This is a genomic window from Pseudomonas sp. R32, assembly GCF_009866705.1.
GTDB lineage: Bacteria > Pseudomonadota > Gammaproteobacteria > Pseudomonadales > Pseudomonadaceae > Aquipseudomonas > Aquipseudomonas donghuensis.
This window is the reverse complement of sequence record NZ_CP019396.1, coordinates 5,045,304-5,065,239: the sequence shown is the minus strand read 5'-3', so window position 1 is coordinate 5,065,239 and position 19,936 is coordinate 5,045,304. Positions and strand designations below refer to the sequence as shown.

At 56.9% G+C, this 19,936-nt stretch carries 17 protein-coding genes and 1 tRNA gene; all 18 read left to right on the top strand.

Annotation, left to right across the window (positions count from 1 at the left end; genetic code table 11):
- The first annotated feature begins 41 nt into the window (after window positions 1–41).
- The 18 genes from tuf (PspR32_RS23415) (at window position 42) to rplW (ending at window position 19,925) form a co-directional block, all read left to right on the top strand.
- Complete coding sequence (tuf, locus tag PspR32_RS23415) at window positions 42–1,235, top strand: elongation factor Tu (RefSeq protein WP_010220292.1); 1,194 nt, start codon at window positions 42–44, stop codon at window positions 1,233–1,235.
- A gap of 53 nt (window positions 1,236–1,288) precedes the next feature.
- Window positions 1,289–1,364: transfer RNA gene (locus PspR32_RS23410), tRNA-Trp, on the top strand.
- A gap of 45 nt (window positions 1,365–1,409) precedes the next feature.
- Window positions 1,410–1,778, top strand: coding sequence for a preprotein translocase subunit SecE (gene secE / locus PspR32_RS23405; protein ID WP_010220293.1), 369 nt, complete (start codon window positions 1,410–1,412; stop codon window positions 1,776–1,778).
- Window positions 1,779–1,787: 9 nt separating this feature from the next.
- Window positions 1,788–2,321, top strand: coding sequence for a transcription termination/antitermination protein NusG (nusG, locus tag PspR32_RS23400; protein WP_010220294.1), 534 nt, complete (start codon window positions 1,788–1,790; stop codon window positions 2,319–2,321).
- A gap of 119 nt (window positions 2,322–2,440) precedes the next feature.
- Window positions 2,441–2,872: a 50S ribosomal protein L11 gene (gene rplK / locus PspR32_RS23395; RefSeq protein ID WP_010220295.1), complete on the top strand. Its 432-nt coding sequence runs from the start codon at window positions 2,441–2,443 to the stop codon at window positions 2,870–2,872.
- Window positions 2,872–3,567, top strand: a complete 696-nt coding sequence (gene rplA / locus PspR32_RS23390) for a 50S ribosomal protein L1 (RefSeq protein ID WP_010220296.1) — start codon at window positions 2,872–2,874, stop codon at window positions 3,565–3,567. Before rplK ends, rplA begins: the two co-directional genes overlap by 1 nt.
- A 200-nt stretch (window positions 3,568–3,767) precedes the next feature.
- The gene (gene rplJ, locus PspR32_RS23385; RefSeq protein ID WP_010220297.1) at window positions 3,768–4,268 is read left to right on the top strand and encodes a 50S ribosomal protein L10; all 501 of its coding nucleotides are present in this window, start codon (window positions 3,768–3,770) and stop codon (window positions 4,266–4,268) included.
- Window positions 4,269–4,346: 78 nt separating this feature from the next.
- A complete protein-coding gene (gene rplL / locus PspR32_RS23380) occupies window positions 4,347–4,712 on the top strand; it encodes a 50S ribosomal protein L7/L12 (protein ID WP_007957596.1) in 366 nt (121 codons plus the stop codon).
- Between the two features lie 219 nt (window positions 4,713–4,931).
- The gene (rpoB, locus tag PspR32_RS23375) at window positions 4,932–9,005 is read left to right on the top strand and encodes a DNA-directed RNA polymerase subunit beta (RefSeq protein WP_010220300.1); all 4,074 of its coding nucleotides are present in this window, start codon (window positions 4,932–4,934) and stop codon (window positions 9,003–9,005) included.
- A 64-nt stretch (window positions 9,006–9,069) separates the two neighbouring features.
- On the top strand, window positions 9,070–13,269 hold the full coding sequence (gene rpoC / locus PspR32_RS23370) for a DNA-directed RNA polymerase subunit beta' (RefSeq protein ID WP_010220301.1): 4,200 nt from the start codon (window positions 9,070–9,072) through the stop codon (window positions 13,267–13,269).
- A 210-nt stretch (window positions 13,270–13,479) separates the two neighbouring features.
- Window positions 13,480–13,851: a 30S ribosomal protein S12 gene (gene rpsL, locus PspR32_RS23365; protein ID WP_003186084.1), complete on the top strand. Its 372-nt coding sequence runs from the start codon at window positions 13,480–13,482 to the stop codon at window positions 13,849–13,851.
- A gap of 120 nt (window positions 13,852–13,971) precedes the next feature.
- The gene (gene rpsG, locus PspR32_RS23360) at window positions 13,972–14,442 is read left to right on the top strand and encodes a 30S ribosomal protein S7 (protein ID WP_008089143.1); all 471 of its coding nucleotides are present in this window, start codon (window positions 13,972–13,974) and stop codon (window positions 14,440–14,442) included.
- Between the two features lie 30 nt (window positions 14,443–14,472).
- Complete coding sequence (fusA, locus tag PspR32_RS23355; protein ID WP_010220302.1) at window positions 14,473–16,620, top strand: elongation factor G; 2,148 nt, start codon at window positions 14,473–14,475, stop codon at window positions 16,618–16,620.
- A gap of 30 nt (window positions 16,621–16,650) precedes the next feature.
- Window positions 16,651–17,844 (top strand): elongation factor Tu, encoded by a 1,194-nt coding sequence (gene tuf, locus PspR32_RS23350; protein WP_010220303.1) that lies wholly within the window; start codon window positions 16,651–16,653, stop codon window positions 17,842–17,844.
- Window positions 17,845–17,986: 142 nt separating this feature from the next.
- Window positions 17,987–18,298 carry a 30S ribosomal protein S10 gene (gene rpsJ / locus PspR32_RS23345; protein ID WP_003186070.1) on the top strand — a complete coding sequence of 104 codons (312 nt, stop codon included), beginning with the start codon at window positions 17,987–17,989 and terminating at the stop codon, window positions 18,296–18,298.
- A gap of 80 nt (window positions 18,299–18,378) precedes the next feature.
- Complete coding sequence (rplC, locus tag PspR32_RS23340) at window positions 18,379–19,014, top strand: 50S ribosomal protein L3 (protein WP_010220304.1); 636 nt, start codon at window positions 18,379–18,381, stop codon at window positions 19,012–19,014.
- A gap of 12 nt (window positions 19,015–19,026) precedes the next feature.
- Complete coding sequence (gene rplD / locus PspR32_RS23335; protein WP_010220305.1) at window positions 19,027–19,629, top strand: 50S ribosomal protein L4; 603 nt, start codon at window positions 19,027–19,029, stop codon at window positions 19,627–19,629.
- On the top strand, window positions 19,626–19,925 hold the full coding sequence (rplW, locus tag PspR32_RS23330; protein ID WP_010220306.1) for a 50S ribosomal protein L23: 300 nt from the start codon (window positions 19,626–19,628) through the stop codon (window positions 19,923–19,925). Before rplD ends, rplW begins: the two co-directional genes overlap by 4 nt.
- The last annotated feature ends 11 nt before the right edge of the window (window positions 19,926–19,936 follow it).

Below are 19,936 nucleotides of genomic sequence, written 5' to 3'. Positions count from 1 at the left end.
CTGTTTGATCTGCTTATTACTTCTACCGGGGGACAGTCTCGATGGCTAAGGAAAAGTTCGAACGTAACAAGCCGCACGTAAACGTTGGCACCATTGGTCACGTTGACCATGGCAAGACTACGTTGACTGCCGCGCTGACTCGCGTTTGCTCCGAAGTTTTCGGTTCGGCCAAGGTCGACTTCGACAAGATCGATAGCGCCCCGGAAGAGAAGGCTCGTGGTATTACCATTAATACCGCGCACGTTGAGTATGATTCGAACATTCGTCACTATGCTCACGTTGACTGCCCTGGTCACGCTGACTATGTGAAGAACATGATTACCGGTGCCGCCCAGATGGATGGCGCGATCCTGGTTTGCTCGGCCGCTGATGGTCCGATGCCGCAAACCCGTGAGCATATCCTGCTGTCCCGCCAGGTTGGCGTTCCCTACATCGTGGTCTTCCTGAACAAGGCTGACCTGGTAGATGACGCCGAGCTGCTGGAGCTGGTCGAGATGGAAGTTCGCGACCTGCTGAGCACCTATGACTTCCCTGGCGACGACACTCCGATCATCATTGGTTCGGCGCGTATGGCCCTGGAAGGCAAAGACGACAACGAAATGGGTACCACCGCTGTCAAAAAGCTGGTTGAGACTCTGGATAGCTACATCCCAGAGCCTGAGCGCGCTATCGATAAGCCGTTCCTGATGCCGATCGAAGACGTATTCTCGATCTCGGGTCGTGGCACCGTTGTTACCGGTCGTATTGAGCGTGGTGTTGTTAACGTTCAGGATCCGCTGGAAATCGTCGGTCTGCGTGATACTCAAACCACTACCTGTACTGGTGTTGAGATGTTCCGCAAGCTGCTCGATCAGGGTCGTGCTGGCGAGAACTGTGGCGTGCTGCTGCGTGGCACCAAGCGTGACGACGTCGAGCGTGGTCAGGTCCTGGTCAAGCCGGGTTCGGTCAAGCCGCACACCAAGTTCACTGCAGAAGTTTACGTTCTGAGCAAAGAAGAAGGCGGTCGTCACACTCCGTTCTTCAAAGGCTACCGTCCGCAGTTCTACTTCCGTACGACTGACGTTACCGGTAACTGCGAATTGCCAGAAGGCGTCGAAATGGTAATGCCGGGCGATAACGTTCAAATGACCGTTACCCTGATCAAAACCATTGCGATGGAAGATGGCCTGCGTTTCGCCATTCGTGAAGGCGGTCGTACCGTCGGCGCTGGTGTCGTAGCTAAAGTTATCGAATAAGTAGTTGATTTCTCTCGATCGGGCCGGCATAATGGTCGGCCTGATAAGCTTTTAGGTCAGTAGCTCAATTGGCAGAGCGACGGTCTCCAAAACCGTAGGTTGGGGGTTCGATTCCCTCCTGACCTGCCAGATTCACCTCGTGTGTCTGGCTTTCTTTTCACAGGATTTTCCTAGATGACTCCCAAGGCTGAAGCCCAAGACTCTCGTTTTGATCTGCTCAAGTGGCTGGCTGTTGTCGCTTTGGTAGTCGTTGGTGTTGTGGGTAATCACTATTACTCCGCTTCGCCGGTTCTGTACCGCGTACTCGCACTTCTTGTCTTTGCTGCTGTAGCTGGCTTCGTTGCCCTGCAGACCGCCAAAGGCAAGTCGTTCTTTGCGCTGGCAAAGGAAGCTCGCACCGAGATTCGTAAAGTCGTATGGCCAACCCGCCAAGAAACCACGCAGACCACACTCATCGTAGTGGCGGTTGTCCTGGTGATGGCGTTGCTGCTGTGGGGTCTCGACTCCCTGCTCGGTTGGTTGATTTCCTTGATTGTTGGCTAAGGGTGTCCCGTGGCTAAGCGTTGGTACGTTGTGCATGCTTACTCGGGTTACGAGAAGCATGTCATGCGCTCGCTGATCGAGCGCGTAAAGCTGGCTGGCATGGAAGATGGCTTCGGCGAAATTCTGGTCCCCACTGAAGAAGTGGTTGAGATGCGCAATGGCCAGAAGCGCAAAAGCGAGCGTAAGTTCTTCCCAGGTTATGTGCTGGTCCAGATGGACATGAACGAAGGGACTTGGCACTTGGTCAAGGATACCCCTCGCGTCATGGGCTTCATCGGTGGTACTGCAGACAAGCCTGCGCCAATCACCGACAAAGAAGCTGAGGCCATTCTGCGTCGCGTTGCCGATGGCAGCGACAAGCCGAAGCCGAAGACGCTGTTCGAGCCGGGCGAAGTGGTCCGCGTTATCGACGGTCCGTTTGCTGATTTCAACGGTACCGTTGAAGAAGTTAACTACGAGAAGAGCCGGATCCAAGTGGCCGTGCTTATTTTCGGTCGCTCTACCCCGGTAGAGCTCGAGTTCAGCCAGGTCGAGAAGGTCTAGCCGAACAAAGCATCCCATACCCCGCAGCCCTATGTGCTGCGGGGTTTTGTCGTCACTGGGATAAAACGCAAGTCATCCGGGGAGCCTTCTGGCGTTCGTACCCGATATTGGAGTAGCTCATGGCTAAGAAGATTCAGGCTTACATCAAGCTGCAAGTAAAGGCCGGCCAGGCCAACCCAAGCCCACCCGTTGGTCCAGCACTGGGTCAACACGGTGTGAACATCATGGAATTCTGCAAGGCCTTCAACGCCCGTACTCAGGGTCAAGAAGCCGGCCTGCCGACTCCTGTGATCATCACTGTTTACAGTGACCGCAGCTTCACCTTCGAAACCAAAAGCACCCCTGCTTCGGTTCTGCTGAAGAAAGCAGCTGGCCTGACCAGCGGTTCTGCACGTCCGAACACCGTTAAAGTCGGTACTGTGACCCGTGCTCAGCTGGAAGAGATCGCAAAAACCAAAAATGCTGATCTGACCGCTGCTGACATGGATGCGGCCGTGCGTACCATCGCCGGTTCCGCTCGCAGCATGGGCCTCAACGTGGAGGGTGTGTAATGGCTAAGCTGACCAAGCGCCAAAAAGCCATTGCTTCGAAAATCGAAGCAGGCAAAGTCTACAACTTCGAAGAAGCAGCAGTACTGCTGGCCGAACTGTCCACCGTGAAGTTCAGCGAATCCTTCGACGTTGCTGTCAACCTCGGTGTTGACCCACGTAAATCCGACCAGGTCGTTCGTAGCGCTACCGTGCTGCCACACGGCACTGGCAAGACCGTACGTGTAGCTGTCTTCACCCAGGGTCCTGCTGCTGAAGCCGCTCTGGCTGCTGGCGCTGACCGCGTTGGTATGGACGATCTGGCTGCCGAAATGAAAGGCGGCGACCTGAACTATGACGTCGTTATTGCTTCCCCGGACGCAATGCGTGTTGTAGGTCAGCTGGGTCAGGTTCTGGGTCCTCGCGGCCTGATGCCTAACCCGAAAGTCGGTACCGTAACTCCAGACGTAGCCACCGCGGTTAAGAACGCCAAGGCTGGTCAGGTTCGTTATCGCACCGACAAAAACGGCATCATCCACACCTCCGTTGGCAAAGTCGGCTTTGAAGCTGGCAAGCTGAAGGAAAACGTTGAAGCCCTGATCGCTGATCTGAAGCGTATCAAGCCAGCTTCCTCGAAAGGTATCTACGTCAAGCGCGTTACCCTGAGCACCACCATGGGCCCAGGTCTGGTCATCGACCAGAGCTCGCTGAGCGCGTAAGACAAAGCCCGGTGCGAGCGATCGCGCCAGGTTGAAAAAATTGGGGTCCCTGCCTGGCGGGGGCTATCCAAGACCGTAGGCGGCGCAAGCCTTAAACCTCAAGCCTACGCAGATGGTGCTCCCGGTTCCTTACCGAATCAGACACCAAAACGACATCCGGCTTCGGCCAGATGAAACGGTAACAAGCAGGAGTTAAACCCGTGGCAATTAAACTCGAAGACAAGAAGGCCATCGTCGCTGAAGTCAACGAGGCTGCCAAAGTCGCTCTGTCCGCTGTCGTGGCTGATGCCCGTGGTGTGACTGTAGGCGCAATGACCGGACTCCGTAAAGAGGCTCGTGAAGCTGGCGTATACGTACGTGTCGTACGTAACACCCTGCTCAAGCGCGCTGTTGCTGACACTGAATTCAGTGTCCTCAACGACGCCTTCACCGGCCCGACCCTGATCGCTTTCTCCAACGAACACCCGGGCGCTGCTGCTCGTCTGTTCAAAGAGTTCGCCAAGGGTCAGGACAAGTTCGAGATCAAGGCAGCTGCGTTTGATGGCAAGTTCCTTGCCGCTAACCAGATCGACGTGTTGGCTACCCTGCCGACCCGCGACGAGGCCATTGCGAAGCTGATGAGCGTGATCCAAGGCGCTACCAGCAAGCTGGCTCGTACCCTGGCAGCCGTTCGCGACCAGAAAGAAGCTGCTGCTGCCTAAGGCACCGCAAGCCCTTTCAAAATCATATGTTTAATTTGATGGCTGCGTAAGCTGTCACCCCAATACAGGATTCAAGTCATGTCTCTGACTAACGAACAAATCATCGAAGCAATCGGCCAGAAAACCGTTCTGGAAGTTGTTGAGCTGATCAAAGCAATGGAAGAAACCTTCGGTGTTACCGCTGCTGTTGCCGCTGCTGGCCCAGCTGCTGCCGCTGCCGTTGTTGAAGAACAAACCGAATTCAACGTTGTTCTGGTTGAAGCCGGCGAGAAGAAAGTCAACGTGATCAAGGCCGTTCGTGAACTGACCGGTCTGGGCCTGAAAGAAGCCAAAGAGAAAGTTGACGGCGCTCCTCAGGTTGTCGCTGAAGGCGTTTCGAAAGAAGCCGCTGAAGACGCCAAGAAGAAGCTGGAAGAAGCAGGCGCTAAAGTCGAACTCAAGTAATTTCGACTTTGCGACTCCAGCCCGAGCGCTAAGCAAACGGCTGATGGCTGGTGGCTCTTGCCACCGGCCTTTTTCCGTTATTGGCAGCTGACCAGGTCGGCGCCGATAACGAGCTGCAACCGCCAATGATGGTGGCGCAAACCAAGGGGTTTGCACGATTTTCTGGCTGCTCCCGTCGGGAGAAGCCAAACAAGCAGGTGACCAAGCTGGGGAACGCTGATGGCTTACTCATACACTGAGAAAAAACGTATCCGCAAGGACTTTAGCAAGTTGCCGGACGTCATGGATGTGCCTTACCTCCTGGCCATCCAGCTGGATTCGTATCGTGAATTCTTGCAAGCGGGAGCGACCAAAGATCAGTTCCGCGACGTGGGCCTGCATGCGGCCTTCAAATCGGTTTTCCCGATCATCAGCTACTCCGGCAATGCTGCCCTGGAGTACGTTGGCTATCGTCTGGGCGAACCGGCTTTTGATGTCAAAGAATGCGTACTGCGTGGCGTGACCTACGCGGTTCCGCTGCGGGTAAAAGTCCGCCTGATCATTTTCGACAAAGAATCGTCGAACAAAGCGATCAAGGACATCAAAGAGCAAGAAGTCTACATGGGTGAAATCCCCCTGATGACTGAAAACGGTACCTTCGTAATCAACGGTACCGAGCGTGTTATCGTTTCCCAGCTGCACCGTTCGCCGGGCGTGTTCTTCGATCACGACCGCGGCAAGACGCACAGCTCTGGCAAACTGCTGTACTCGGCGCGGATCATTCCTTACCGCGGCTCGTGGCTGGACTTCGAATTCGATCCGAAAGACTGTGTATTCGTCCGTATCGACCGTCGTCGCAAGCTGCCTGCATCGGTTCTGCTGCGCGCCCTGGGCTACAGCACTGAAGAAGTGCTGGACGCTTTCTACACCACCAACGTCTTCCACGTGTCGGGCGAGAAGCTCAGCCTGGAGCTGGTGCCTCAGCGCCTGCGTGGTGAAGTTGCGGTCATGGACATCCACGACGAAACCGGCAAGGTCATCGTCGAGCAAGGTCGTCGTATCACCGCTCGCCACATCAACCAGCTGGAAAAAGCTGGCGTCAAGCAGTTGGACGTGCCGCTGGAATACGTCCTGGGCCGCACTACCGCCAAGGCGATCGTGCACCCGGCTACCGGCGAGATCCTGGCTGAGTGCAACACCGAGCTGAGCACCGACGTCCTGGTGAAAATCGCCAAGGCCCAGGTTGTTCGCATCGAGACCCTGTACACCAACGACATCGACTGCGGTCCGTTCATCTCGGATACCCTGAAGATCGACTCCACCAGCAACCAATTGGAAGCGCTGGTCGAGATCTATCGCATGATGCGTCCTGGCGAGCCGCCAACCAAGGATGCCGCCGAGACCCTGTTCAACAACCTGTTCTTCAGCGCCGAGCGTTACGACCTGTCGGCCGTTGGCCGCATGAAGTTCAACCGTCGTATCGGTCGCACCGAGATCGAAGGTTCGGGCGTGCTGAGCAAGGAAGATATCGTCGAGGTCCTCAAGACCCTGGTCGACATCCGTAACGGCAAAGGCATCGTCGACGACATCGACCACCTGGGTAACCGTCGCGTCCGTTGTGTTGGCGAGATGGCCGAAAACCAGTTCCGCGTTGGCCTGGTGCGTGTAGAGCGCGCGGTCAAAGAGCGTCTGTCGATGGCTGAAAGCGAAGGCCTGATGCCTCAGGACCTGATCAACGCCAAGCCGGTTGCGGCGGCGGTGAAAGAGTTCTTCGGCTCCAGCCAGCTCTCGCAGTTCATGGACCAGAACAACCCGCTGTCCGAGATCACCCACAAGCGTCGTGTCTCCGCACTCGGCCCTGGTGGTCTGACCCGTGAGCGCGCAGGCTTCGAAGTCCGTGACGTACACCCGACCCACTACGGCCGTGTGTGCCCGATCGAGACCCCTGAAGGTCCGAACATCGGTCTGATCAACTCCCTGGCTGCGTACGCTCGCACCAACCAGTACGGCTTCTTGGAAAGCCCGTACCGCGTGGTGAAAGAGGGCGTGGTTACCGACGACATCGTGTTCCTGTCGGCGATCGAAGAAGCTGATCACGTCATCGCCCAGGCTTCGGCCACGATGAACGAGAAGAAGCACCTGATCGACGAGCTGGTAGCTGTTCGTCACTTGAACGAATTCACCGTCAAGGCGCCGGAAGACGTCACCCTGATGGACGTTTCGCCCAAGCAGGTAGTTTCGGTCGCAGCGTCGCTGATTCCGTTCCTCGAGCACGACGACGCCAACCGTGCGTTGATGGGTTCGAACATGCAGCGTCAGGCTGTACCAACCCTGCGTGCCGACAAGCCGCTGGTCGGTACCGGCATGGAGCGCAACGTTGCCCGTGACTCCGGCGTTTGCGTCGTAGCTCGTCGTGGTGGCGTGATCGACTCCGTCGATGCCAGCCGTATCGTGGTTCGTGTTGCCGATGACGAAGTTGAAACCGGTGAAGCCGGTGTCGACATCTACAACCTGACCAAATACACCCGTTCGAACCAGAACACCTGCATCAACCAGCGTCCGCTGGTGAACAAGGGTGACGCGGTTCAGCGTGGCGACATCATGGCCGACGGCCCGTCCACCGACATGGGTGAGCTGGCACTGGGTCAGAACATGCGCATCGCGTTCATGGCATGGAACGGCTTCAACTTCGAAGACTCCATCTGCCTGTCCGAGCGTGTGGTTCAGGAAGACCGCTTCACCACGATCCACATCCAGGAACTGACCTGTGTGGCCCGTGACACCAAGCTTGGCCCAGAGGAAATCACCGCGGATATCCCGAACGTCGGTGAAGCTGCGCTGAACAAGCTGGACGAAGCCGGTATCGTTTATGTGGGTGCTGAAGTTGGCGCCGGCGACATCCTGGTCGGCAAGGTCACGCCAAAAGGCGAAACCCAGCTGACGCCGGAAGAAAAACTGCTGCGTGCGATCTTCGGTGAGAAGGCCAGCGACGTTAAAGACACCTCCCTGCGCGTGCCTACCGGCACCAAAGGTACCGTCATCGACGTACAGGTCTTCACCCGTGATGGCGTCGAGCGCGATAGCCGTGCGCTGTCCATCGAGAAGATGCAGCTGGACGAGATCCGCAAGGACCTCAACGAAGAGTTCCGCATCGTCGAAGGCGCAACCTTCGAGCGTCTGCGTTCGGCTCTGAACGGTCAGGTTGTCGACGGTGGTGCAGGCCTGAAAAAAGGCACTGTGATCACCAACGAAGTCCTCGACGGTCTGGAGCACGGCCAGTGGTTCAAACTGCGCATGGCCGAAGACGCGCTGAACGAGCAGCTCGAGAAGGCCCAGGCCTACATCGTTGATCGTCGCCGTCTGCTGGACGACAAGTTCGAAGACAAGAAACGCAAGCTGCAGCAGGGCGATGACCTGGCACCGGGCGTACTGAAGATCGTCAAGGTCTACCTGGCAATCCGTCGTCGCATCCAGCCGGGCGACAAGATGGCCGGTCGTCACGGTAACAAAGGTGTGGTCTCGGTGATCATGCCGGTCGAAGACATGCCGCACGACGCCAACGGTACTCCGGTCGACGTGGTACTCAACCCACTGGGTGTACCATCGCGTATGAACGTTGGTCAGATCCTCGAAACCCACCTGGGCCTGGCGGCCAAGGGGCTGGGCGAGAAGATCAACCGCATGCTCGAAGAGCAGCGCAAGGTCATCGAGCTGCGCAAGTTCCTCACCGAGATCTACAACGAAATCGGTGGTCGTCAGGAGCAACTGGAGACCTTCTCCGACCAGGAAATCCTGGACCTGGCGAACAACCTCAAAGGCGGTGTGCCAATGGCCACTCCAGTCTTCGACGGTGCCAAGGAAAGCGAGATCAAGGCCATGCTGAAACTGGCAGATATGCCAGAAAGCGGTCAGATGCAGCTGTTCGACGGTCGTACTGGTAACAAGTTCGAGCGTCATGTGACCGTTGGTTACATGTACATGCTCAAGCTGAACCACTTGGTGGACGACAAGATGCACGCGCGTTCCACTGGTTCTTACAGCCTGGTTACCCAGCAGCCGCTGGGTGGTAAGGCGCAGTTCGGTGGTCAGCGTTTCGGGGAGATGGAAGTGTGGGCGCTGGAAGCATACGGCGCGGCATACACCCTGCAAGAAATGCTCACAGTGAAGTCGGACGATGTGAACGGTCGGACCAAGATGTACAAAAACATCGTGGACGGCGATCACCGTATGGAGCCGGGCATGCCCGAGTCCTTCAACGTGTTGATCAAAGAGATCCGTTCGCTCGGTATCGATATCGATCTGGAAACCGAATAACACGTGACGCGAATCGGGAGCGTGGCTGAAAAGCCCGCTCCCTGCTCCGCCAGGAGGAAAGGCCTTGAAAGACCTACTGAATTTGCTGAAAAACCAGGGTCAAGTCGAAGAGTTCGACGCCATCCGTATCGGATTGGCCTCGCCTGAGATGATCCGTTCGTGGTCGTTCGGTGAAGTTAAAAAGCCGGAAACCATCAACTACCGTACGTTCAAACCTGAGCGTGACGGCCTGTTCTGCGCCAAGATTTTTGGCCCAGTCAAGGACTACGAGTGCCTGTGCGGTAAGTACAAGCGCCTGAAACACCGCGGTGTGATCTGCGAGAAGTGCGGCGTTGAAGTCGCCCTGGCCAAGGTGCGTCGTGAGCGCATGGCGCACATCGAACTGGCTTCGCCGGTTGCCCACATCTGGTTCCTGAAGTCGCTGCCGTCCCGTATCGGCTTGCTGATGGACATGACCCTGCGTGATATCGAACGCGTTCTCTACTTCGAGAGCTATGTCGTTATCGACCCGGGCATGACCACCCTGGAAAAAGGCCAGCTGCTCAACGACGAGCAGTACTTCGAAGCGCTGGAAGAGTTCGGCGATGACTTCGACGCCCGCATGGGTGCCGAGGCTGTCCGCGAGCTGCTGCACGCTATCGACCTGGAGCACGAGATTGGCCGCCTGCGCGAAGAGATTCCGCAGACCAACTCGGAAACCAAGATCAAGAAGCTGTCCAAGCGTCTGAAACTGATGGAAGCCTTCCAGGGCTCGGGCAACCTGCCTGAGTGGATGGTCCTGACCGTTCTGCCGGTTCTGCCGCCAGACCTGCGTCCATTGGTTCCGCTGGATGGCGGTCGCTTCGCGACTTCCGACCTGAACGACCTGTATCGTCGGGTGATCAACCGTAACAACCGTCTGAAGCGCCTGCTCGACCTGTCCGCGCCGGACATCATCGTGCGCAACGAAAAGCGCATGCTGCAGGAAGCGGTCGACGCCTTGCTGGATAACGGCCGTCGCGGTCGTGCCATCACCGGTTCGAACAAGCGTCCTCTGAAATCCCTGGCCGACATGATCAAGGGTAAGCAAGGTCGTTTCCGTCAGAACTTGCTCGGTAAGCGTGTTGACTACTCCGGCCGTTCGGTAATTACCGTAGGTCCGACCCTGCGTCTGCACCAGTGCGGTCTGCCGAAGAAGATGGCTCTCGAGCTGTTCAAGCCGTTCATTTTCGGCAAGCTGGAAATGCGTGGTCTGGCGACCACCATCAAGGCCGCCAAGAAGATGGTCGAGCGCGAGCTGCCAGAGGTTTGGGACGTTCTCGCCGAAGTGATTCGCGAACACCCCGTACTGCTCAACCGTGCACCGACCCTTCACCGTCTGGGTATCCAGGCCTTTGAACCGGTACTGATCGAAGGTAAGGCTATCCAGCTGCACCCGCTGGTCTGTGCTGCGTACAACGCCGACTTCGACGGTGACCAGATGGCCGTTCACGTGCCGCTGACGCTGGAAGCCCAGCTTGAAGCACGCGCGCTGATGATGTCGACCAACAACATTCTGTCGCCAGCCAACGGTGAGCCAATCATCGTTCCGTCGCAGGACGTTGTACTGGGTCTGTACTACATGACCCGTGAAGCCATCAACGCCAAGGGCGAAGGTCGCGTATTCGCCGACCTGCAGGAAGTCGACCGCGTATTCCGCGCCGGCGAAGCTGCCCTGCACGCCAAGATCAAGGTTCGTATCAACGAAACCGTTAACGATCGTGATGGCGGCAGCGTCAAGAACACCCGTATCGTCGACACCACTGTCGGCCGTGCGCTGCTGTTCCAGGTTGTACCACCAGGTCTGTCGTACGACGTGGTCAACCAGCCAATGAAGAAAAAGGCGATCTCCAAGCTGATCAACCAGTGCTACCGCGTGGTTGGTCTGAAAGAGACCGTGATCTTCGCTGACCAGCTGATGTACACCGGTTTTGCCTACTCGACCATCTCCGGCGTTTCCATCGGTGTTAACGACTTCGTTATCCCGGATGAAAAAGCCCGCATCATCGGTACCGCTACCGACGAAGTGAAAGAGATCGAGAGCCAGTACGCCTCCGGCCTGGTAACCCAGGGCGAGAAGTACAACAAAGTCATCGACTTGTGGTCCAAGGCGAACGACGAAGTCTCCAAGGCGATGATGGCCAACCTCTCGAAAGAGAAAGTCATCGACCGCAATGGCGACGAAGTCGAGCAAGAGTCCTTCAACTCGATGTACATGATGGCTGACTCCGGTGCCCGGGGTTCGGCAGCTCAGATTCGTCAGCTGGCCGGTATGCGTGGTCTGATGGCCAAACCGGACGGCTCGATCATCGAGACGCCGATCACCGCGAACTTCCGTGAAGGTCTGAGCGTACTCCAGTACTTCATCTCGACTCACGGTGCTCGTAAGGGTCTGGCGGATACCGCGTTGAAAACCGCGAACTCCGGTTACCTGACTCGTCGTCTGGTAGACGTAGCCCAGGATCTGGTGGTTACCGAGATCGACTGCGGCACCGAGCAAGGCCTGCTGATGACGCCGCACATTGAAGGCGGCGACGTTGTAGAGCCTCTGGGTGAGCGTGTACTGGGTCGTGTTATCGCCCGTGACGTGTTCAAGCCAGGCACCGACGACGTTATCGTTCCGGCCGGTACCCTGGTCGACGAGAAGTGGGTCGAGTTCATCGAGCTGAACAGCATCGACGAAGTGATCGTGCGTTCGCCAATCAGCTGCGAAACCCGCTACGGCATCTGCGCCAAGTGCTACGGTCGCGACCTGGCTCGCGGTCACCAGGTGAACATCGGTGAAGCAGTCGGCGTTATCGCTGCCCAGTCGATCGGTGAGCCGGGTACCCAGCTGACCATGCGTACGTTCCACATCGGTGGTGCTGCAAGCCGGACCTCGGCTGCCGACAGCGTCCAGGTGAAGAACGGCGGTATGGTTCGCCTGCACAACCTGAAACAGGTTGAGCGTGCCGACGGTAACCTGGTTGCCGTATCGCGTTCCGGTGAGTTGGCGATTGCCGACGAATTCGGTCGTGAGCGTGAGCGCTACAAGCTGCCTTACGGTGCAGTGATTTCGGTGAAGGAAGGCGACAAGGTCGATGCTGGCGCAATCGTCGCCAAGTGGGACCCGCACACCCACCCGATCGTTACCGAAATGAAAGGTACCGTGACCTTCGTGGGCATGGAAGAAGGCATCACCATCAAGCGTCAGACTGACGAATTGACTGGTTTGACCAACATTGAAGTTCTGGACGTCAAAGACCGTCCGGCTGCAGGTAAGGAAATCCGTCCTGCAATCAAGATGGTCGACGCCAACGGCAAGGATCTGCTGCTGCCGGGTACCGACGTACCGGCTCAGTACTTCCTGCCGGCCAACGCCCTGGTTGGTGTGGCTGACGGTGCCCAGATCGGCGTCGGTGACGTTATCGCGCGTATCCCGCAAGAAACGTCGAAGACCCGTGACATCACCGGTGGTCTGCCACGGGTTGCCGACTTGTTCGAAGCCCGTCGTCCGAAAGAAGCCTCGATTCTGGCTGAAGTCAGCGGCACCATCGCCTTCGGTAAAGAGACCAAGGGCAAGCGCCGTCTGGTCATCACCCCGAACGACGGTAGCGATCCGTACGAAGAGCTGATTCCGAAGTGGCGTCACCTGAACGTCTTCGAAGGCGAACAAGTGAACCGCGGCGAAGTTATCTCCGACGGTCCGAGCGATCCGCACGACATCCTGCGTCTGCTGGGTGTCAGCGCGCTGGCCAAGTACATCGTCAACGAGATTCAGGACGTTTACCGTCTGCAAGGCGTTAAGATCAACGACAAGCACATCGAAACCATCCTGCGTCAGATGCTGCGCAAGGTCGAGATTGCCGAGTCGGGTGACTCCAGCTTCATCAAGGGCGACCAGATGGAGCTGACCCAGGTACTGGTAGAGAACGAGCGCCTTGGCGCGGAAGACAAGTTTGTCTCCAAGTTCACTCGCGTACTGCTGGGTATCACCAAGGCCTCGCTGTCCACCGAATCGTTCATCTCGGCGGCTTCCTTCCAGGAAACCACCCGCGTACTGACCGAAGCGGCGGTAACCGGCAAGCGCGATTACCTGCGCGGCCTGAAAGAAAACGTGGTCGTGGGTCGTCTGATCCCGGCCGGTACCGGTCTGGCCTACCACAGCGAGCGCAAGCGTCGCCGTGATGCCGACAAGCCGCTGCGCGTAAGTGCCAGTGAGGTGGAAGCCGCACTGACCGAAGCGCTGAATTCCAGCGGTAACTGAAAGTAGGATAGGGCCCCGGCAAACCTGTTTTGGCCATCGGCGACATAATTTGTTGCCGATGATCGGAAGGGGAGGGCCGGGGCCTTGTCTTGACTGGGGGCAAGATCCTCTTTAGACTCTTGTACCCCTAAATTTGGTGGGACTCCGTCCTGCCAATTTTTGCTTTTCTTGCAAGACAATAGCGTCGCAAGACAACAGTGGAGCTAGTAGATGGCAACTATCAACCAGCTGGTACGTCAGCCGCGTAAGCGTATCGTCGAGAAATCCGACGTTCCTGCGCTGCAGAACTGCCCGCAACGTCGTGGCGTGTGCACCCGTGTGTACACCACCACGCCGAAAAAACCTAACTCGGCACTGCGTAAAGTTTGCCGTGTGCGTCTGACCAACGGTTTCGAGGTTTCCTCGTACATCGGTGGTGAAGGCCACAACCTGCAAGAGCACAGCGTCGTCCTGATCCGTGGCGGCCGTGTAAAAGACTTGCCAGGTGTTCGTTACCACACCGTTCGCGGCTCCCTGGATACCTCCGGCGTCAAAGGTCGTAACCAAGGTCGTTCGAAGTACGGTACCAAGCGTCCGAAGTAATCGGCCGTTTGCAGCAGTTTGCAGTTATTCATTTTATTGAGTCGATAAGAGTAAGGTCGGGCACGCACCCTTAGGGGGCACTGTCCCGGGCTAACCTGAAGACCGTTTGAGGGCTTATCAATGCCAAGACGTCGTGTAGCAGCCAAGCGTGAGATTCTGGACGATCCAAAATACGGAAGCCAGATCCTCGCCAAGTTCATGAACCACGTGATGGAAAGCGGCAAGAAGGCCGTTGCCGAGCGTATCGTTTACGGTGCGCTGGACAAGGTCAAAGAACGCAAGAACAGCGATCCCCTGGAAATCTTCGAGAAAGCTCTCGACGCCATCGCTCCGCTGGTCGAAGTTAAGTCGCGCCGTGTTGGCGGTGCCACTTACCAGGTTCCTGTTGAAGTTCGTCCATCCCGTCGTAACGCCCTGGCAATGCGCTGGTTGGTAGACTACGCCCGCAAGCGTGGCGAGAAGTCCATGGCTCTGCGCCTGGCCGGCGAGCTGCTGGATGCTGCTGAAGGCAAAGGTGCTGCAGTCAAGAAGCGTGAAGACGTACACCGTATGGCCGAAGCCAACAAAGCGTTCTCGCACTACCGCTTCTAATTCTGGCATCACTATTTTTGCGAGGGCTCTATGGCTCGTACTACACCAATCAACCGCTACCGTAACATCGGTATTTGCGCGCACGTTGACGCGGGCAAAACTACCACTACCGAGCGGATCCTGTTCTACACAGGCCTGAGCCACAAGATGGGCGAGGTGCATGACGGCGCCGCGACCACCGACTGGATGGTGCAGGAGCAGGAGCGGGGTATTACCATTACCTCCGCTGCTGTCACCACCTTCTGGCAGGGTTCCCGTGGCCAGTACGACAACTACCGCGTAAACGTCATCGATACCCCCGGCCACGTTGACTTCACTATTGAAGTAGAACGTTCGCTGCGCGTACTCGACGGCGCGGTCGTTGTTTTCTGCGGCACCTCCGGCGTTGAGCCACAGTCCGAAACCGTATGGCGTCAAGCCAACAAGTACGGCGTTCCACGTGTTGTTTACGTGAACAAGATGGACCGTGCCGGTGCCAACTTCCTGCGCGTCGTAGGTCAGATCAAGAACCGTCTGGGTCACACCCCGGTTCCTGTTCAGCTGGCTATCGGTTCGGAAGATAACTTCCAGGGTCAGGTCGACCTGATCAAGATGAAGGCTATCTACTGGAACGAAGACGACAAAGGCACTACCTACCGTGAGGAAGAGATTCCTGCGGACATGCTCGAGCTGGCCGAAGAATGGCGCGCGAACATGGTAGAAGCTGCTGCCGAAGCCAACGAAGAGCTGATGAACAAGTACCTTGAAGAAGGTGAGCTGTCGGTCGAGGAAATCAAAGCCGGTCTGCGTGCGCGCACCCTGGCCAGCGAGATCGTTCCGGCGGTCTGCGGTTCTTCGTTCAAGAACAAGGGCGTTCCCCTGGTTCTCGACGCCGTCATCGACTTCCTGCCTGCTCCGACCGAAATCCCGGCGATCAAGGGTATCCACCCTGATCTGATCGAGAAGCCGAAAGACGAGCTGGTTGACGCCGACTACGACGAGCGTCATGCAGACGACAACGAGCCGTTCTCGGCTCTGGCGTTCAAGATTGCCACCGACCCGTTCGTGGGTACTCTGACCTTCGTCCGCGTTTACTCGGGTATGCTGCAGTCCGGCGACTCCGTGATCAACTCGGTCAAGGGCAAGAAAGAACGCGTTGGTCGTATGGTGCAGATGCACGCCAACCAGCGTGAAGAAATCAAAGAAGTACTGGCAGGCGACATCGCTGCTCTGATCGGCATGAAGGACGTCACCACTGGTGACACCCTGTGCAACGCCGACAAGCCGATCATCCTCGAGCGTATGGACTTCCCGGAGCCTGTGATTTCGGTAGCTGTTGAGCCGAAGACCAAGCAAGACCAGGAGAAGATGGGTATCGCACTGGGCAAACTGGCTCAGGAAGACCCGTCGTTCCGCGTCAAAACCGACGAAGAAACCGGCCAGACCATCATCTCCGGTATGGGTGAGCTTCACCTGGACATCCTCGTTGACCGCATGAAGCGCGAGTTCAACGTCGAAGCCAACATTGGTAAGCCACAGGTTTCGTACCGCGAGCAGATCACCAAGGACAACGTCGAGATCGAAGGTAAGTTCGTTCGTCAGTCCGGTGGTCGCGGTCAGTTCGGTCACTGCTGGATTCGCTTCTCGCAGCCATCAGTGGACGCCCAGGGCAACATCACCGAAGGCCTGGAATTCACCAACGAGGTTGTAGGTGGTGTGGTTCCTAAGGAATACATCCCGGCGATCCAGAAGGGTATCGAAGAGCAGATGAAGAACGGCATCGTTGCCGGCTATCCGCTGATCGGCCTGAAGGCAACCGTGTTTGATGGTTCCTACCACGACGTCGACTCCAACGAGATGGCGTTCAAGGTGGCGGCCTCCATGGCGACCAAGCAACTCGCAGCCAAAGGCGGCGGTAAAGTGCTTGAGCCGATCATGAAGGTAGAAGTTGTGACCCCTGAGGACTACATGGGTGACGTGATGGGTGACCTGAACCGTCGTCGTGGTCTGATCCAGGGTATGGAAGATTCGGTGTCCGGCAAGGTTGTCCGTGCTGAAGTTCCGCTCGGAGAAATGTTCGGTTATGCGACCGACGTTCGTTCCATGTCTCAGGGTCGCGCGAGCTACTCCATGGAATTCTCCAAATACGCCGAAGCTCCGTCGAATATCGTCGAAGCACTCGTTAAAAAACAAGGCTAATCCAGCCCTTTAGGCAAGAGGTTCACTGTCGTGGCTAAAGAAAAATTTGATCGTTCCCTTCCGCACGTCAACGTTGGCACCATCGGTCACGTTGACCACGGTAAAACCACTCTGACCGCAGCTCTGACTCGCGTCTGCTCCGAAGTTTTCGGTTCGGCCGTCGTCGAATTCGACAAGATCGACAGCGCTCCAGAAGAGAAAGCTCGCGGTATCACCATCAACACCGCGCACGTCGAGTACAACTCGAACATTCGTCACTACGCTCACGTTGACTGCCCAGGTCACGCTGACTACGTGAAGAACATGATCACCGGTGCTGCCCAGATGGACGGCGCGATCCTGGTTTGCTCGGCCGCCGATGGTCCGATGCCACAAACCCGTGAGCACATCCTGCTGTCCCGTCAGGTTGGCGTTCCGTACATCGTGGTCTTCCTGAACAAGGCTGACCTGGTAGACGACGCTGAGCTGCTGGAACTGGTCGAGATGGAAGTTCGCGACCTGCTGTCCACCTACGACTTCCCAGGCGACGACACTCCGATCATCATCGGTTCGGCTCGTATGGCCCTGGAAGGCAAAGACGACAACGAAATGGGCACCACCGCTGTCAAGAAGCTGGTTGAGACTCTGGACAGCTACATCCCAGAGCCTGAGCGCGCTATCGACAAGCCGTTCCTGATGCCAATCGAAGACGTATTCTCGATCTCGGGTCGTGGTACCGTTGTTACCGGTCGTATCGAGCGTGGTATCGTCCGCGTTCAAGACGCTCTGGAAATCGTTGGTCTGCGTGACACCACCACCACCACCTGCACCGGTGTTGAGATGTTCCGCAAGCTGCTGGACGAAGGTCGTGCTGGCGAGAACTGCGGCGTGCTGCTGCGCGGCACCAAGCGTGACGACGTTGAGCGTGGCCAGGTTCTGGTCAAGCCAGGTTCGGTCAAGCCGCACACCAAGTTCACCGCAGAAGTTTACGTTCTGAGCAAAGAAGAAGGCGGCCGTCACACTCCGTTCTTCAAAGGCTACCGTCCACAGTTCTACTTCCGTACTACTGACGTGACTGGTAACTGCGAGCTGCCAGAAGGCGTTGAAATGGTAATGCCAGGTGACAACATTCAAATGACTGTTACCCTGATCAAAACCATCGCGATGGAAGACGGTCTGCGTTTCGCTATCCGTGAAGGCGGTCGTACCGTCGGCGCCGGCGTCGTAGCCAAAATCATCGAGTAATCGTTGATCGCTTAAAAAGGCCCCCGCTCAGCGGGGGCTTTTTTATTGGGTTGACACTCGGTGGGGCCCTCTATAGAATCACGCCTCCTTTTAACGGGCGTAGTGCGCCCGGTGGGAATAGCAGCCTGGAGTCTGAAATCCAATGCAAAATCAGCAAATCCGTATCAGGTTGAAGGCTTTTGACCATCGCCTGATCGACCAATCCACCCAGGAAATCGTGGAAACCGCGAAACGTACTGGTGCTCAAGTGCGTGGTCCAATTCCACTGCCTACCCGTAAAGAGCGGTTCACCGTTCTGGTCTCTCCGCACGTCAACAAAGACGCGCGTGACCAGTACGAGATCCGTACTCATAAGCGCGTTCTGGACATCGTCCAGCCAACGGATAAAACCGTTGATGCTCTTATGAAGCTTGATCTTGCGGCCGGTGTGGAAGTGCAGATCAGCCTCGGCTAAGACTCGGTCTTAGTCGTGTAACGCTCTGAAATGGGCGGCCATAGCGGGTGAAAGCCCCGTACACTCATGAGGTTTACAACATGACTATTGGTGTAGTCGGTCGTAAATGCGGTATGACCCGTATTTTCACCGAAGAAGGTGTCTCCATTCCGGTCACGGTCATTGAGATCGAGCCGAATCGCGTCACCCAGTTCAAAACTGAAGAAACCGATGGCTATCGTGCAGTGCAAGTCACTGTCGGTGAGCGTCGCGCTTCGCGCGTGACTGCTGCTCAAGCAGGTCACTTCGCTAAAGCGAACGTTGCCGCGGGTCGCGGTGTCTGGGAATTCCGCCTTGAAGAAGGTGAGTTCCAGGCCGGTGATTCGATCAACGCTGAAATCTTCGCTGCAGGTCAGCTGGTAGACGTTACCGGCCAGTCCAAGGGTAAAGGCTTTGCCGGTACCATCAAGCGTTGGAATTTCCGCGGTCAAGATAACACCCACGGTAACTCCGTCTCCCACCGCGTCCCGGGCTCTATCGGCCAGTGCCAGACTCCTGGTCGTGTATTCAAGGGCAAGAAAATGTCCGGTCACATGGGCGCCGAGCGCGTGACCGTTCAGTCCCTCGAAGTAGTGCGCGTCGACGCTGAACGCAATCTGTTGCTGGTCAAGGGTGCCGTTCCAGGCGCAACTGGCAGCGATCTGGTTGTGCGTCCGGCTGCCAAGGCTCGCGGTTAAGGGGAAGCTGACATGCAACTAAATGTAAATGACGCTCAAGCGATCGAAGTTTCCGAACTGACTTTCGGCGGCGAATTCAACGAGACGCTGGTACACCAAGCAGTCGTGGCCTATATGGCCGGCGGCCGTCAAGGCACCAAGCAGCAGAAAACCCGTTCCGACGTTGCTGGTGGCGGTAAGCGCCCATGGCGTCAGAAAGGCACTGGCCGTGCTCGTGCCGGTACTATCCGTAGCCCAATCTGGCGTGGCGGTGGTACCACTTTCGCAGCTCGTCCTCAGGATCACTCGCAGAAGCTCAACAAGAAGATGTACCGCGCAGCAATGCGTTCCATCCTCGCTGAGCTGGTGCGTACCGACCGTCTGGTCGTGGTTCAGGACTTCGCTGTTGAAGCACCGAAAACCAAAGACCTGCTGAACAAGCTGAACGGCATGGGTCTGAGCGACGTACTGATCGTTTCGGACGCTGTTGATCAGAACCTGTACCTGGCTGCTCGTAACCTGCCGCACGTCGACGTACGTGACGTCCAGGGTTCCGATCCGGTCAGTCTGATCGCATACGACAAAGTGTTGATCACTGTGTCGGCCGTGAAGAAATTCGAGGAGCTGCTGGGATGAACCAGGAACGCGTATTTAAAGTCCTCCTTGGCCCGCATGTTTCCGAGAAGGCTACCGTTCTGGCTGAGAAAAAAGGCCAGTTCGTATTCAAGGTTGCTACTGACGCAACCAAGCTGGAAATCAAGAAAGCTGTCGAAGGCCTGTTCGGCGTAAAAGTCGAAAACGTGTCGACTGTAAACGTTCTGGGTAAAACCAAGCGTACCGCACGTGGTCTGGGCAAGCGCAATGACTGGAAGAAAGCGATCGTTTCGCTTCAGCCAGGCCAAGATCTCGATTTCAGCAGCAGTGCTGAGTAAGGAAGGGGTGC

Bases quoted from the DNA above. Each gene is read 5' to 3' on its own strand.
- tuf (WP_010220292.1), top strand. From the start codon at position 42: ATGGCTAAGGAAAAGTTCGAACGTAACAAGCCGCACGTAAACGTTGGC.
- secE (WP_010220293.1), top strand. From the start codon at position 1,410: ATGACTCCCAAGGCTGAAGCCCAAGACTCTCGTTTTGATCTGCTCAAG.
- rplK (WP_010220295.1), top strand. From the start codon at position 2,441: ATGGCTAAGAAGATTCAGGCTTACATCAAGCTGCAAGTAAAGGCCGGC.
- rplA (WP_010220296.1), top strand. From the start codon at position 2,872: ATGGCTAAGCTGACCAAGCGCCAAAAAGCCATTGCTTCGAAAATCGAA.
- rplL (WP_007957596.1), top strand. From the start codon at position 4,347: ATGTCTCTGACTAACGAACAAATCATCGAAGCAATCGGCCAGAAAACC.
- rpoB (WP_010220300.1), top strand. From the start codon at position 4,932: ATGGCTTACTCATACACTGAGAAAAAACGTATCCGCAAGGACTTTAGC.
- rpsL (WP_003186084.1), top strand. From the start codon at position 13,480: ATGGCAACTATCAACCAGCTGGTACGTCAGCCGCGTAAGCGTATCGTC.
- rpsG (WP_008089143.1), top strand. From the start codon at position 13,972: ATGCCAAGACGTCGTGTAGCAGCCAAGCGTGAGATTCTGGACGATCCA.
- fusA (WP_010220302.1), top strand. From the start codon at position 14,473: ATGGCTCGTACTACACCAATCAACCGCTACCGTAACATCGGTATTTGC.
- rpsJ (WP_003186070.1), top strand. From the start codon at position 17,987: ATGCAAAATCAGCAAATCCGTATCAGGTTGAAGGCTTTTGACCATCGC.
- rplC (WP_010220304.1), top strand. From the start codon at position 18,379: ATGACTATTGGTGTAGTCGGTCGTAAATGCGGTATGACCCGTATTTTC.
- rplD (WP_010220305.1), top strand. From the start codon at position 19,027: ATGCAACTAAATGTAAATGACGCTCAAGCGATCGAAGTTTCCGAACTG.
- rplW (WP_010220306.1), top strand. From the start codon at position 19,626: ATGAACCAGGAACGCGTATTTAAAGTCCTCCTTGGCCCGCATGTTTCC.